Origin of the sequence: Pseudoalteromonas sp. SW0106-04, from assembly GCF_001293805.1 — a bacterium.
Lineage (GTDB): Bacteria > Pseudomonadota > Gammaproteobacteria > Enterobacterales > Alteromonadaceae > Pseudoalteromonas > Pseudoalteromonas ruthenica.
Genome location: NZ_BCAI01000001.1, coordinates 382,496 through 395,976, shown reverse-complemented (window position 1 = coordinate 395,976; position 13,481 = coordinate 382,496). Strand labels below are relative to the sequence as shown.

Genomic DNA, 13,481 nt, shown 5'->3' with positions numbered 1-13,481 from the left:
AGTATAAAAGAAAACAAGGACCATCATGTATATAGGTGAAGTTGCCAAAAGGACCGGGTTATCCGTTAAAGCCATCCGTTTGTATGAAGCCCGAGGGTTAATAACCGCACCACCAAGGCAAGGGCGCTACAGGGTGTATAATAAGTCCCATGTAGAAGTGTTGTTATTGATTGTGGAGGCAAAAGCCTTAGGCGCGACTTTGGCAGAATTAAAAGATGCGCTTATCTACAACAACGGTACGCTTGATTGGTCACGGGTGCACGGGTTTTTAGCTGAAATTAAAAACAAATTACTCACTCAGCAATCCGATATTTTAAAGCGTATAGACGCTGTAGAGCGCTGTTTATCCACCCTCGATTCATGCCCCCATATTCAGCAGGCTTGACTCTGCCCCTAGGGGCAGAGCTTAAGATAGTCATCGAGTTTTCACCTTACGGAAGTACACCCGATGACAAAAAACATCCTAATCATTAACGCTAACCCAAAACGCTCAAGCTTTTGCCAACACTTAGCAGATACCTATGAGTGTGAAGCGAGGGAGCAAAATAATACCCAAAGAGTTAACCTGTCGGCATTGCAGTTCAATCCTAGCTTGGATTGTGGCTATGATGATGAACAACCTTTAGAACCTGATTTACAGGTATTTCAGCAACAAGTTGCCTGGGCAGATCATGTTGTGATCGTTTCGCCTATTTGGTGGGGCAGCCTTCCAGCAAAATTCAAAGGCCTGTTTGATAGAAGTTTCCTGCCCGGGTTCGCATTTAAGTACCAAGGCTATACACCCGAGCCTCTACTCACCGACAAAACCTCACGCATCATCTTAACCATGGATGCACCGCCGCAGAGCCTACAAGACCAAGTCGCATCGGTTATTGCACAACTCGATATCTTCACCTTACAGTTCAGTGGGTTTCAGCCCAGCGCAGTGAGTTTATTTGGCTCGGTAGTTGCGGCCTCTGAATCCGATAAGTCTGCTTGGGTAAATGAAATAAAGCAATTAGGCCGAGCAGCGAAATAGCCTTCGATAACTTTCTTGCTCGATAATAATGTAGCTTAGGCCAAGCCCCAACTTCCTTAACGAGGTCTACTTATAATTTACAGCATAGTTTTACTGCTGGTATCGACTCCTCATACTTAGTGAGGGCCGTTTTAGGTGTTCTGGCAAGCGGGCTACATTTGCTATAAAAATAAGCCAAAGCGGTCATTTTTTTCAGACATAAAAAAGCCCCACCTAAAAGGTGGGGGCTTTGGGTTAACGTATTTACGTATTACCAAGGAACTCTGTGCGCACTGGCCATGGGCAGATGGCATAGTGCACCGCAAAGACGTTACTTTGCGTTAACTAAATTTATTTAAATTGATTCAAGCGCGATTTTAACCATTTCGTTAAACGTGCTTTGGCGCTCTTCCGCTGGGGTTGCTTCGCCGGTGATCACATGATCGCTCACAGTAAACAACGCCATGGCTTTGGCACCATATTCAGCGGCTACACCGTATAAGCCAGCGGTTTCCATATCCACCGCTAACACACCCAGTTTGTTTAGCTGCTCATAAAAGCTGCCATCGGCCTGGTAGAAAGTATCGGTGGTGAATACATTTCCTACTTTGGCATCAATGCCTAAGTCGCGGGCTGCACGCACACCATTTTCTAGCAAACCGAAATCGGCAATCGCGGCGTAGTCATAACCACTGATGCGGGCGCGGTTCACGTTAGAGTCGGTGCTTGCACCTTGAGCAAAGATAACATCACGAATTTTGGTGTCTTGGGCAATGCCACCACAGGTGCCGATGCGAATAATGTTTTTAACGCCAAAGCTAACAATCAGCTCACGCGCATAGATAGACATAGAGGGAATACCCATTCCCGAGCCCATGATGCTCACAGGCTTACCTTTATAGGTGCCAGTAAAGCCAAACATATTACGTACACTGGTGACTTGTTTGGCATCATCCAAAAAGTGCTCAGCGATGTATTGCGCACGAAGTGGATCGCCTGGCATAAGTACCGTTTCGGCAAAGTCACCTGGGGCTGCGCTGATGTGTGGCGTGCTCATATTCTATCCTCTTGCTATTCGTTCTTAGCGCTCTAGCGCCGCTTTAAACCCTGTACCATAGTCTAGCTCAGGTAAGTTAAACCACTGCGCTAAGGTTTGCCCCATATCGGCAAAGGTTTCACGCTCGCCCAGCGCCACCGGAGTCATCCCCGGCCGATAGGCAATGACTGGGACATACTCACGGGTATGGTCGCTGCCAGCTGCAGTGGGATCACAGCCGTGATCCGCAGTGATTAACAATAAATCGTCGTCATTCATTTGCGCGAAAATACGCGGCAAAAAGTCATCAAAGGTTTTCAAAGCTTCGGCATAACCGATAGCGTTGCGACGATGACCGTATTTTTCGTCAAAATCCACCAAATTGGTGAAAATCAGACTGTTATCCGGCGCTTCAGCCATCACTTGCGCGGTTTTCTCGAGCAAGTTTTCAAGGCCCGGCGCTTTGTGTTTTTGAGTGATGCCTTGGTGCGCATAAATATCAGCAATCTTGCCAATACTGATCACCTCACCACCGGCTTGCGCGAGTTTATCAAGCACCGTAGGCGCCGGTGGCAACACCGAGTAATCACGGCGGTTGCCGGTGCGCTCAAAGTCGTCGCTGCTCTCCCCCACAAAGGGGCGGGCAATAACGCGGCCAATGTTATGCTCATCAAGTAGTGTCCGTGCAACTTCACATACTTCGTAGAGTTTATCTAGGCCAAAACTTTGCTCATGAGCGGCCACCTGAAACACGCTGTCACTGGAGGTGTAACAAATCGGTTTACCGCTGCGCACATGCTCTTCACCTAACTCGGCGATAATAGTGGTCCCCGAGGCATGGCAATTGCCTAAGATGCCAGGAATACCTGTACGCTCAATCAGCTCATCAATAAATGCTTGCGGGAAACACGGTTGCTCAACGGGAAAGTAGCCCCAATCAAACAACACGGGCACACCGGCCATTTCCCAATGCCCTGAGGGCGTATCTTTACCACTGGAAAGCTCTTTCGCATAGCCCCAAGCTGCTTGAGGTTGTTGGCGTTCATTAATGGTAATGCTCGCCCCCGATGCAGCCTCACATGCATCGATCAACCCTAAACGCGACAAGTTTGCCAATGCCAATGGCTGGCCCTTATCTTGCTCGTATGCCAGCAAAAGATGAGCGAGTGTGTTGGCGCCAACATCACCGAATTTATCAGCATCTGGAGCTGCACCAATACCTAAACTATCAGCCATCAGGATAATTGCGCGTGCCATACTCACCTCACTTTTGTGGTTTTATGGAGCCACTTTAACGACTTGTTACTAGGCGACACAGGACAAAAGTCCGTGCTTTGTGGGTTGCTATGAATACAGCCGCAACTGACGATGGCTGTTCACATTCAGCGGACATAAGTCCTTATTTTGACTACTTAATAATAGCTACATTTGTCGGAATAACGTGAGGATTTGCGTCACTAAGGCGCTAGACAGCAGTAAAGGACGACATCTTCAGAGATTAATAGCAGCAAATTTGCTAAAGTAATCCTTTATCTTACATCAGTCTGGGTGCTTGTCTGTGACACAAACGATTATCGCGATCGCTGGTGCGTCTGCATCAGGGAAGTCGCTTTTTAGCCAAACAATATATAACGAGTTGGTAAATGAACTAGAGCCGGGGGCCATCGCCATTATAGAGGAAGATGCCTACTACCGTGATCAGTCTCATTTACCGATGGCGCATCGTATTAAAACCAATTATGACCATCCCGATGCGTTTGAGCATGAGTTAATGGTGACTCACCTACGCAATCTGCGTGCGGGAGAGTCAGTTGATGTGCCAATTTATGATTATAGCGAACACACTCGCAGCGCCGAAACGCGTCGAGTGTTGCCAGCAAAAATACTCATTGTCGAAGGTATATTGTTATTAAGTGACCCAGCACTTCGCGACGAATTTAACATTAAGGTGTTTATCGATACGCCACTGGATATTTGCTTGATGCGCCGAATGCAGCGCGATATTGAACAACGTGACCGTAGTTTGCAATCGGTGGTTGAACAATACAAACGAACAGTGCGACCGATGTTTTACCAGTTTATTGAGCCCTCGAAGCACAGCGCCGATTTAGTGGTGACCCGAGGCGGTAAGAACCGTGTAGCAATCGATATAATAAAAAGTAAAATCAAACACCTACTACAAGAATAACGGGAACATCGGGCATGACAACATTAATGAGCTTGGTGGGTATGCTAGCCCTACTCGCCATCGCTTTCGGCGCTTCAACGAACCGTAAAGCAATAAACCTGCGTACGGTTGGTATCGCCTTTTTATTACAAGTCATCATCGGTGGCTTTGTATTATTTTTTGAATTTGGCAAAAACATACTCGCTAAGATGTCGGCGGCGGTCGCGCAAGTGATTAGCTACGCCACCGATGGCATTACGTTTTTGTTTGGGCCATTGGCCTCGGAAAAAACACTGGGCTTTTTGTTTGCCTTTCAAGTGTTGCCGGTCATTGTCTTTTTCTCCTCCTTGGTTGCGGTATTGTACTACCTCGGGGTGATGGACTGGGTTATTAAAATTCTCGGTGGTGCGCTGCAACGGTTATTAAAAACCTCGCGTCCAGAGTCGCTCTCGGCAACGGCAAACATCTTTGTTGGTCAAACCGAAGCGCCGCTTATTGTAAAGCCGTTTATTGCCTCTATGACTAAGTCGGAGTTGTTTGCGGTGATGGTCGGCGGATTAGCGACGGTAGCAGGCTCAGTGATGGCCGGCTACGTAAAAATTGGCGTCGATTTACAGTATTTGATTGCCGCAAGTTTTATGGCGGCGCCAGGTGGTTTCCTTATGGCAAAAATGATTGTGCCAGAGACAGAAACCCCGAAAGAAGATTTGGCTGAACTGGATGGCGACCACGAGCAGCCCGTTAATGTTATCGATGCAGCCGCATCAGGTGCATCAAGCGGGATGCAGCTTGCTTTGAATGTAGGCGCTATGCTGCTTGCATTTGTGGCCCTGATTGCATTGCTTAATGGCGTATTGGGTTGGTTTGGTGGTTGGTTTGATTACCCACAGCTCACGCTACAAGAAATTCTCGGGTATGTTTTCGCGCCGGTGGCCTGGTTATTAGGTGTACCGTGGGACGAAGCCATTATTGCCGGTAGTTTTATCGGCCAGAAATTAGTCGTCAATGAGTTTGTAGCTTATTTAGACTTTATAAATTATCGCGACCAGTTAAGCGAACACACTCAAGCCATAGTTACCTTTGCGCTGTGTGGTTTTGCTAACTTGTCTTCGATAGCCATTTTACTAGGTGGGATTGGCGGTATGGCGCCAAGCCGGCGAAAGGACATCGCACGCCTAGGGCTCAGAGCAGTGTTGGCAGGATCTATGGCCAACCTCATGAGCGCCGCAATTGCTGGGTTTTTCCTCTCTATTGCTTAGAAACAAAGAGAAGCCACAGTTGCAAAACAGGGCCTCCTCGGCCTAGGTTATTGTTTTAAGGGGTTAAGGCAATAGCTAACTTGAACGATACTTCACCAAAGGGCCGCAAGGCCCTTTTATCGTTTAGGGCAAAAAATCATCGCAATTCGCTGTGAACTTATCTATTCTAAAAACAAGTGCTGTGTCTTTGGTTTATCGCTTTATGGCTTTGTTTTTGGCTCGCTTTACGCTGTGGGTAACGATTTTATTATCGACCACGAGCATTGCTGCACAACCTATTGAAGTGGTCACAGAGCTGAGCCCACCCAACCAATTAGTGATCAACGGTCAAATAGGTGGTAGCAGCACCGATATAGTCCGCCATGTGCTCTCTAAAGCCAATGTTGATGCCACTATCAATATGTACCCTTGGGCACGCGCTTTTCACCTGGCACAAAAAAAGCCTAACACTTTACTTTACAGCGTTGCCAAAACCCCCGACAGGCTCGACAAATTCCAATGGTTAGGCAAAGTGGCATATTTCCGCTTAGGTTTTGTTACCTTGGCTTCACGTTCTGAAATTAACTTACGCCAAGTGAACGACGCTCATCCTTATCGTATCGCTGTGCAGCGCGGCGATATCAGCGCCAAGTTCTTTGCCGATCGTCAGTTTAGCACCGTACAAACCGCTGATATTAAACATTCCTATCGACTACTGCTTTCGGGCAAAGTCGATTTAGTAATTGATGATCCCAATTACCTTGGTGCTATGGCTAAACAGTTTAATGTCCCCACCAAGGAGCTACGCTTTGTCAAAGATATCGAGCAATTGAGTGTATATGGCTATCTCGCCGCCCATGTCGATAGCGACCCACAATTGGTGGCCAATATAAAAGCCGCTTTCTCAGCTATCGAGAAAGCGGCTTGGTATCAACAAAAATTATATAATCCGTATCAGGATGTATTAACGCGTTAGCACTACGCGGTAACGCGCCTTGCCTTCGCGGACATGGTCAAGGGCGGAGTTGATATCATCAAACTTAAAGGTTTCGATTTGTGGAGCAATGTTATGCTGCGCGGCAAAATCGAGCATTTTAGCAATGGTTCCTGGGCTGCCCACTGGGGAAGCAGATACACTGCGCTGACCCATTAACAAACCAAACACGCTTAAGTCTAACGGCTCAAGCGTAGCGCCAACAAAATGCAAACGGCCTTTGGGTTTCAAGGTATTGATGTACGCATTCCAGTCAAGCTTCACATTGACGGTGGAAATAATAAAGTCGAACTGCCCTGCGGCCTCTTCTAGGGCCTGCTCCGAACGCGAGTTAATAATATGATGCGCACCCAACTCTTTGGCTTCTTTAGCTTTGCTATCACTGGAACTAAAAGCAGTGACTTCGCAGCCCCAGGCGTTTAAAAATTGCAGCGCCAAATGGCCCAAACCACCAATACCAATGACCGCGACTTTATCGGTAGGTTTGATATCGAACTGTACCAAGGGGTTGAAAACAGTGATACCGCCACAGAACAACGGGCCTGCCGCCTTGGCATCAAGCCCCTTAGGCAGTGGGATCACACTTTTGCTTTGCGCGCGCACTTTATCGGCAAAGCCACCGTGGTGAGCAATAATAGTCCCTTGCGCACTGGCACAGAGGTTTTGATCGCCATCATCACAGCTCGGGCAATGACCGCAATAGCCGCTGTGCCAACCTAGGCCTACTGTTTGTCCAACTTCAAGATTATTGACATCGCGGCCGACTTTCTCAATGCGCCCTATCACTTCGTGTCCGCCCACCAGCGGATATTCACTCATCCCCCACTCGTTATCGATCATCGATAGATCAGAGTGGCAGATACCACAGTGATCGACGGCGATTTCAACTTCATCAGCGGCCAGCTCACCCGGATCATATTGGTACGGCTCAAGCGCTTTACCTGCTGCCATCGCAGCATAGGCGTTAATTGTCATTTTTTGCTCCCGTTTAATAACTCAGTACTGAGTGAAAATGTACTGATAACAATGGCATGTCGATCAACTTAATGCAAAATCATAATCGGGTTGCACATTTAAAACTCAAACTCTAGCGCTAAACGAACGCTGTGGTCTTTACCGCCATGACCTACTTCGGTAATAAAGCCTGCCTCCCATTTTAGCTGTCGCTGCCCTGAAAACCGGTGCAAACCTATAAATCCAGGGCCGATGCCAATAAAATCCTCACCGCTATATAGCTCTATTGCAGGTTGAAATGCAGCACGCCAGCGATAACGATATTGGCCTCGAAACTCACTTTCCCATTCACTATCTATATCCGCGCCCCACTCATAAACCGCAAACGCATTAAGCGTTAAGCTGGTCGATCCAAATTCTTTTTCAAATAATAGCCCGGTGGTAAATTCATAGGCATTTTGACGATGGCTTTTTTCTACTTCAAACAAAGCTCCAAGATCAGCCCAATAACGACCTTGCTCCACAACTTGCCAGCGCAATTCAGTTTCATAAGCAGCAAGACCAAAATCACCATTGTCATCGCGCTCACCCACCGCATAAAGCTCCACACTGAGAGTTTCGCTAATAGCGCCGCCGCCACCAATGCGCTGCGCCAGCACATTCCCAGCGTCACTTTGATGCGACACTAAACGCCATTCGAGTTCTTTTTCATAGGGTAAAACATAAGGATGATACACCTTATCAACCACCATACCATCAGCCCAACAGGGCAAGCTGAGGAACAGCAATAAGCCACTAAGGTAACGCATGAATTCTCCTTCGTTGCCAATAGGCGGCAAGTAGCAAGAGAGCTCCAGCGCCAAGATAAACACACACAGACAATATGGTTGGCATCGCCTCGTACCCGATTAGAATCTTTAAAAGTCGCCCTATTGGGCTATGCTCATCAAGCCACTGACGACCATCAAACAGTGGTTGTGGCAAAGTGATCAGCCCAGCGCCAGCGGCGATATCTAGCGAAGTAATAAACTGACCACTGACATGCAAAGCAAAAAGCGCAACACAGAGCCAACCATTTAGCCATTGTGCCAGCCAGGCTAGTAAAAACACGAGCAACACCGCCATACTGAGCACAATGCCCACCCCTAAGCCAATCCCCAGTAACACACTGGTATTGAGTTGCAGCTGCATTAACCAAGGCACATAGTGGCTTAAATACAAACAGGTAGCACAGGCAAACAGCGCCAGCGTTGACATGAAATTACGAAAAAAAGCCAGCCCGCCAGCACTTAGGGTCAGCAACACAATCAACAATATTTGTGAGTATTCAAAGCCTAAATAGTTAAACCCCTGACTCAATTGCTCAAGTGCAGCGATATAAGCTGCGGCGGGCACAGTGACGAAAAAAGCAAGCGCCCCCCACTGTTTGCCTTGTATTTTCTTATCGACAAAGTAAATTGCAAAAACACCGATAATAGCAAGCGGCAACAGCTGGTTAATGGTCACGATGACACTATTGATCATTGTCCCTCCTGAGGCGCTTTGACGATAACGACTCCCCTAGCTGTATCCGGTGAGAATTCACCAAAAAAGGCATATTCGCCTGGTGCTAATGGGCCAATGAAAATAACGTTCACACGTCCAGGAAATAGCACTTTTTCACGATTTAAATCAAAGCTGTCAAATTCCTCCGGGGTGGCATCGTGATTGCTGACCAATAACCGTACTTTCTCCCCCGCCGGAATTTCTAGGCGTGAGGGATAAAATAAATGGTTTTTTAGGGTTAGATGAAACTCTTTGAGCTCGGCCTTAGCGGGTAAGCTCAATAGCAACATAATCCAAATCAGTCGCTGCATAAGGTATCTCGCTGCCTGGCCAAAGTGACCTGCACCTGCAGACCGCCCCAGGGACTGCTCATCAATGCCAGCCTACCTTGGTATAGTCCGACAACATGCTGCACGATAGCCAACCCTAACCCTGCTCCGGGTATATGGCTTGGGTGACTATCCCCACCGACACGGAAAAAGCGGTCAAAAATACGCTCTCGAAGATCAGTAGCAATGCCTGGGCCTGAATCGCTGACACTCAGTATCACCTCGGTGTCGAGGTCTTGCAGCTCTATCACCACTTTTCCCCCTTCAGGTGTGTACTTCACGGCATTACTAATAATGTTTTTTATCATCACTGAAAGGGTAAAGGTTTCGCCCTGAATATCACGGCACTCTCCATTTAAGCTGATATCCAGCTGTTTCTTTTCAATTTGCGGATACAGCTCGGCAATACAGGCTTGACATAACTGTGCCAAGGATTGCGGCCCGAGCTTATCCTGCCACTGATGGGAAGAGGTGCGCCCCAGCGCGAGCATTTGTTCAACTAAATGGTTTAGCCGCTCTACACTCTCCACGAGCGCCTGCGCATCATCGTCATCATAGCGCTGCTGTAAGTTATGTAAGTTAATTTTCATTGCACTTAGCGGTGTGCGCAGTTCGTGTGCGGCATCACTGGCAAAATAACGTTCTCGCAAATACGCTTGCTCGGTGCGATGCAAAAGCTCATTAAGAGTCTGCACAACCGGCTTAATTTCCGACTCATTGGGTTGCATCTGCAACAAGGTGAAATCGTGAGCAGCCCGCCCTTTCAACTCCTGTGACAACTGCGATAAAGGCCGCAATGCACGCTTCACTACGATACTAATTAACAGCGCCAGCAGGGCCATACCCCACAACATAGGCACCACCATGGCCATAATCAGCTGTTCACTGAGCGCAAAACGCTCAGCGATGGGCTCAGCAACGGCAACACATTGTTGGTTTTGACAATACGTAGCCACACGCAGGCGTTGTCCTTGTGCATTGAGGGTACTCATGCCTGGTTGCTCGGGCTGCGTCATCCAAGTTGTCGAGCCAGCGACAATATCGCCCTGATGCCAACGTTGCCAAATGACATTAGGCAAACTCTGTGGTGCTATCTCGCCACTGTGAAAAAGGACCTCCGCTTGGGTATGCAAATGTGAATCAAATAACGTTTCGGCGCGGGCTAAACTGCGTTGGTAGCCCTCAACTAGAGCCAAAAATAAGGTCAAAACCATCACTGATATCAATAACAACAAAAGTTTCGTACGAATACTCATCATCGCTGCGCTTATTGAGGCTCACACGCGAGGACGTAACCAATGCCCCGCAATGTTTTGATCATGTTAGCTGGCAGCTTTTTACGCAAATGGTGAATATGGACCTCAATGGCATTTGAGCCGAGTTCTTCGCCCCATTGATATAACTTTTGCTCTAGCTGCTCCTTTGATAACACTCGACCTTGGTTTTCCATCAATGCTTTAAGCAACATATACTCCTTACGCGGCAAGGATAGCGGCTGATCTTCAACCCAGGCTTGATGCGCAGCTAAATCAAGGCGCAGTGCAGCACAACGCAGTAAACTAGAGGTGACGCCACTGATACGCCGCGACAACACCCGCAGCCGAGCAAGCAGCTCATCCACTTCAAAGGGTTTCACAAGGTAATCATCAGCACCTAAATCAAGGCCTTTAATCTTATCATCTAAGCTATCTCGTGCCGTTAAGATCAACACCGGCAGCGGCTTTTTGCGCCCTTTTATTTGGCTCATCAAGGTGAGTCCATCACCGTCGGGCAAGCCTAAATCTAAAATCACCATGTCAATGTCGTCGCTGGCGATATATGCGCGAGCTGACGCTAGGTCTGATACCGACTCCATCGCATAGCCCTCATTGCCTAATGTTCGCGTCAGCCCTTGATTCAAGAGCGCATCGTCTTCAACTAACAAAAGCCGCAACCCAACTCTCCCCTATTAACGGCGTAATTTACGCTCAACTTTAGCTAATAAAGTGCTAATTTCCTGCTGCCGATACTTATCTGCAAGCGGGCGAGCCAAGCGAGGTGGTGCGGCTTGGGCCTTAAGCAGATAGGTTTTCGCTTCTTTATATTCTCTTTCATCATAGAGGAACTGAGCATAAAAGTAATTAACGTCAATGCCTTCAGGGTTGATTTGCAGCGACTTCTGTAGCAGTTCTTTGGCTTTATCATCGTCACCGAAGCCGATAGGCCAACCCGGTACTTGCGCATACAAGGTCCCCAGGCTAGTGTAAGCAGAGCCTTGTAAAGCACTGCCATCTAAACGGATAGCGTACTCCAACTCTTGCTTCGCTTGCTTTGCCAAACCCAAGGCACCTAGCCCCCCTTTCGCACCAGCAAAACTGGAATAAATAATACCTGCCCAGATATGACCCTCTGCATCTTGTGGAAACTTGTGGGTGTAATCTTTGGCAGTCCCCATCAGCGCTTCAAAAGCCTGCTCTTGGTCATCATCTTGTAGCTCATAATTAACGTGTGCCCATTGGCTCATCAATTCAGCGACACTGATAGATGGTTCATCTGCGTAGGCTGGGGAGTGGCACAGTGCCACAGTGAAGATCAAAGATAAAAATGATGTTTTCATAGCTCACCTCATTAGCTTTTTAATAACAGGAAGTTGCTTGGCTAGCGCGTTATCAACCAAGGTTGGCCATAGTGCATTTACCTTGGCGAAGAATGATTCTTTCTTGCCAACACTGCGTTGGCGCTCTGAAGAGTCGAGTAGGCGTATAAATTCATCGGCTACATAATCAGGCGTATCCATAGCGTTACCGAGTGCCGTGTTAAGCGCCACCACTTTGTCGCTGTTGATCGCCGTGTGTGTTGCTCGTGGGGCGAAGTATTTGACGGTAATCACGCTGTCGCTGAGCTCTCTAGCTAATGCTTCGCTAAAACCACGTAATGCAAATTTGCTCGCACAGTAATGGCTTTGCAGGGGGTAACCGATGGCGCCGAATGACGAACCAACATTAATAATGGTGCCCCGAGCTTGGCTCAAAGCCGCCAATAACCCTTGACTCAGCAGCATTGGCGCACGAATATTGACGCTCAACATATTATCGATTTGTGTAGTCGAGAGCGTCTGTAGGGGCTGCATACTGTTGACACCGGCATTGTTAATGAGCAAGTCACAACGACCAATCCCACTAAGTAAATCAATAACATGGTTAATATCATTGGTCATTGCCAAATCGACACTGAGCCCGATATGGTGACCACATTGAGGACTTGGCAACTCGCTTATTAAAGAATCAAGCAGCTGTTGCTGGCGCCCAAGCAGCACCAAACGATAGTGACGTTGCGCTAAGCGTTTGGCGATGGCTTGGCCGATGCCGCCAGTGGCTCCGCTGAGTACGGCGATAGCTTGGCTCATGCGCTCACCTGCTGGTCACGGATTTTGGCAAGACCGTGCTCTGCACTCAAAGAGTGAAAGATATTCCCATAAAGGTGGTAAAAGCGCTGCGCCGCATGGATGATCGCATGTTGATCATCTGTATCGGTTATACGATTCATAAGCCCCTGAAAAAACTTCACATGTTCTTGGTCTAAGGCGCCATGGGAGGTGAGATAAGTAAACGCCTTTTGAGGCAGCGCCAATGACGTTTTTATTTCGCTTGCAGCAGAATCTGCAAGTGCTATCGAGGTTCCTTCCAGTACATGCACCATGCCAAAAAATCCAAGCGGATTGTTTCGCGCTATGGTGTCGTAGGCATAGCTCACCATCAGCTCTGTCGCCATAGCCGGCTTACTGGCCCGGGCTTGCTCTTTATCAAAGCCGCAAGCAGCAATATCATTGAGTATCCATTCTTGGTGCCCCAACTCTTCCTCAATGTATTCGGCGAGCGCGTCTCGTAGCCACTCCTTGTGTTCAGGGACGCGTGCACCACAGGCCATAAGTAACGGCACAGTGTGCTTTACGTGATGATAAGCTTGGGTTAAAAAGGCGACGTACTGATCTATGCTCACCTTACCGGCCAATGCTTCACTAATAATCGGCGCTGACAATAAATATTGACGTTGCGCCTCGGTTTTAGCCACTAGCTGTTCAAAGAAGGTCATTTTGGGTTGCTCCTGGTATAAATCATTTAAAATATCGCTGAATGCGTGCGCGATAGCGGCACGTTTTGGCCGATGGTTAGCACTTAGGTGCCCAGCGTCCACAGATAAAGGAGTTGCAAGGCGGTGGTAACGCATGATTTGCGCATAACT

General features: G+C 48.0%; 16 protein-coding genes. 5 read left to right on the top strand and 11 right to left on the bottom strand.

Translation table 11 applies throughout. From position 1 onward, the window contains the following. Nucleotides 1–25: 25 nt before the first annotated feature. Both W04_RS01790 and W04_RS01785 read left to right on the top strand, forming a co-directional pair. A complete protein-coding gene (locus W04_RS01790) occupies nt 26–385 on the top strand; it encodes a MerR family transcriptional regulator (RefSeq protein WP_053909559.1) in 360 nt (119 codons plus the stop codon). A gap of 63 nt (nt 386–448) precedes the next feature. Continuing rightward, nucleotides 449–1,018, top strand: coding sequence for an NAD(P)H-dependent oxidoreductase (locus W04_RS01785; RefSeq protein ID WP_053909558.1), 570 nt, complete (start codon nt 449–451; stop codon nt 1,016–1,018). Between the two features lie 334 nt (nt 1,019–1,352). On the opposite strand, the gene deoD is transcribed toward W04_RS01785, so the two are convergent. Together deoD and W04_RS01775 are read right to left on the bottom strand one after the other, a co-directional pair. Beyond that, nucleotides 1,353–2,054: a purine-nucleoside phosphorylase gene (gene deoD / locus W04_RS01780; protein ID WP_022944793.1), complete on the bottom strand. Its 702-nt coding sequence runs from the start codon at nt 2,052–2,054 to the stop codon at nt 1,353–1,355. 24 nt (nt 2,055–2,078) lie between these two features. Next, nucleotides 2,079–3,290 carry a phosphopentomutase gene (locus W04_RS01775; protein WP_053909557.1) on the bottom strand — a complete coding sequence of 404 codons (1,212 nt, stop codon included), beginning with the start codon at nt 3,288–3,290 and terminating at the stop codon, nt 2,079–2,081. 301 nt (nt 3,291–3,591) lie between these two features. On the opposite strand from W04_RS01775, the gene udk reads away from it, so the two are divergent. From udk to W04_RS01760, 3 genes are all read left to right on the top strand, one after another. After that, a complete protein-coding gene (udk, locus tag W04_RS01770; protein ID WP_022944791.1) occupies nt 3,592–4,221 on the top strand; it encodes a uridine kinase in 630 nt (209 codons plus the stop codon). Between the two features lie 14 nt (nt 4,222–4,235). Continuing rightward, nucleotides 4,236–5,459 carry a NupC/NupG family nucleoside CNT transporter gene (locus tag W04_RS01765; protein WP_022944790.1) on the top strand — a complete coding sequence of 408 codons (1,224 nt, stop codon included), beginning with the start codon at nt 4,236–4,238 and terminating at the stop codon, nt 5,457–5,459. A 151-nt stretch (nt 5,460–5,610) separates the two neighbouring features. After that, nucleotides 5,611–6,414: an ABC transporter substrate-binding protein gene (locus tag W04_RS01760; protein ID WP_053909556.1), complete on the top strand. Its 804-nt coding sequence runs from the start codon at nt 5,611–5,613 to the stop codon at nt 6,412–6,414. Here the strand turns inward: W04_RS01760 and W04_RS01755 are convergent. From W04_RS01755 to W04_RS19040, 9 genes are all read right to left on the bottom strand, one after another. After that, nucleotides 6,403–7,407 (bottom strand): NAD(P)-dependent alcohol dehydrogenase, encoded by a 1,005-nt coding sequence (locus W04_RS01755; RefSeq protein WP_053909555.1) that lies wholly within the window; start codon nt 7,405–7,407, stop codon nt 6,403–6,405. The genes W04_RS01760 and W04_RS01755 overlap by 12 nt on opposite strands. A 98-nt stretch (nt 7,408–7,505) precedes the next feature. Then, nucleotides 7,506–8,195, bottom strand: a complete 690-nt coding sequence (locus W04_RS01750; protein WP_053909554.1) for a hypothetical protein — start codon at nt 8,193–8,195, stop codon at nt 7,506–7,508. Continuing rightward, nucleotides 8,182–8,910: a hypothetical protein gene (locus W04_RS01745; protein ID WP_053909553.1), complete on the bottom strand. Its 729-nt coding sequence runs from the start codon at nt 8,908–8,910 to the stop codon at nt 8,182–8,184. The genes W04_RS01750 and W04_RS01745 overlap by 14 nt, the downstream gene beginning before the upstream one ends. Beyond that, a complete protein-coding gene (locus W04_RS01740) occupies nt 8,907–9,242 on the bottom strand; it encodes a cupredoxin domain-containing protein (protein ID WP_022944785.1) in 336 nt (111 codons plus the stop codon). The genes W04_RS01745 and W04_RS01740 overlap by 4 nt, the downstream gene beginning before the upstream one ends. Further along, nucleotides 9,230–10,516 (bottom strand): ATP-binding protein, encoded by a 1,287-nt coding sequence (locus W04_RS01735; RefSeq protein WP_197275928.1) that lies wholly within the window; start codon nt 10,514–10,516, stop codon nt 9,230–9,232. Before W04_RS01735 ends, W04_RS01740 begins: the two co-directional genes overlap by 13 nt. Before the next feature lie 11 nt (nt 10,517–10,527). Then, nucleotides 10,528–11,193: a response regulator gene (locus tag W04_RS01730; RefSeq protein WP_022944783.1), complete on the bottom strand. Its 666-nt coding sequence runs from the start codon at nt 11,191–11,193 to the stop codon at nt 10,528–10,530. A gap of 15 nt (nt 11,194–11,208) precedes the next feature. After that, complete coding sequence (locus W04_RS01725; RefSeq protein ID WP_053909551.1) at nt 11,209–11,856, bottom strand: tetratricopeptide repeat protein; 648 nt, start codon at nt 11,854–11,856, stop codon at nt 11,209–11,211. A 3-nt stretch (nt 11,857–11,859) separates the two neighbouring features. Further along, on the bottom strand, nt 11,860–12,645 hold the full coding sequence (locus W04_RS01720; RefSeq protein ID WP_053909550.1) for an SDR family oxidoreductase: 786 nt from the start codon (nt 12,643–12,645) through the stop codon (nt 11,860–11,862). Next, the gene (locus W04_RS19040; protein ID WP_231657990.1) at nt 12,642–13,331 is read right to left on the bottom strand and encodes a TenA family transcriptional regulator; all 690 of its coding nucleotides are present in this window, start codon (nt 13,329–13,331) and stop codon (nt 12,642–12,644) included. Before W04_RS19040 ends, W04_RS01720 begins: the two co-directional genes overlap by 4 nt. Nucleotides 13,332–13,481: the final 150 nt, after the last annotated feature.

Bases quoted from the DNA above. Each gene is read 5' to 3' on its own strand.
- W04_RS01790 (WP_053909559.1), top strand. From the start codon at position 26: ATGTATATAGGTGAAGTTGCCAAAAGGACCGGGTTATCCGTTAAAGCC.
- W04_RS01785 (WP_053909558.1), top strand. From the start codon at position 449: ATGACAAAAAACATCCTAATCATTAACGCTAACCCAAAACGCTCAAGC.
- deoD (WP_022944793.1), bottom strand. From the start codon at position 2,054: ATGAGCACGCCACACATCAGCGCAGCCCCAGGTGACTTTGCCGAAACG.
- W04_RS01775 (WP_053909557.1), bottom strand. From the start codon at position 3,290: ATGGCACGCGCAATTATCCTGATGGCTGATAGTTTAGGTATTGGTGCA.
- W04_RS01765 (WP_022944790.1), top strand. From the start codon at position 4,236: ATGACAACATTAATGAGCTTGGTGGGTATGCTAGCCCTACTCGCCATC.
- W04_RS01755 (WP_053909555.1), bottom strand. From the start codon at position 7,407: ATGACAATTAACGCCTATGCTGCGATGGCAGCAGGTAAAGCGCTTGAG.
- W04_RS01750 (WP_053909554.1), bottom strand. From the start codon at position 8,195: ATGCGTTACCTTAGTGGCTTATTGCTGTTCCTCAGCTTGCCCTGTTGG.
- W04_RS01745 (WP_053909553.1), bottom strand. From the start codon at position 8,910: ATGATCAATAGTGTCATCGTGACCATTAACCAGCTGTTGCCGCTTGCT.
- W04_RS01740 (WP_022944785.1), bottom strand. From the start codon at position 9,242: ATGCAGCGACTGATTTGGATTATGTTGCTATTGAGCTTACCCGCTAAG.
- W04_RS01735 (WP_197275928.1), bottom strand. From the start codon at position 10,516: ATGAGTATTCGTACGAAACTTTTGTTGTTATTGATATCAGTGATGGTT.
- W04_RS01725 (WP_053909551.1), bottom strand. From the start codon at position 11,856: ATGAAAACATCATTTTTATCTTTGATCTTCACTGTGGCACTGTGCCAC.
- W04_RS01720 (WP_053909550.1), bottom strand. From the start codon at position 12,645: ATGAGCCAAGCTATCGCCGTACTCAGCGGAGCCACTGGCGGCATCGGC.
- W04_RS19040 (WP_231657990.1), bottom strand. From the start codon at position 13,331: ATGACCTTCTTTGAACAGCTAGTGGCTAAAACCGAGGCGCAACGTCAA.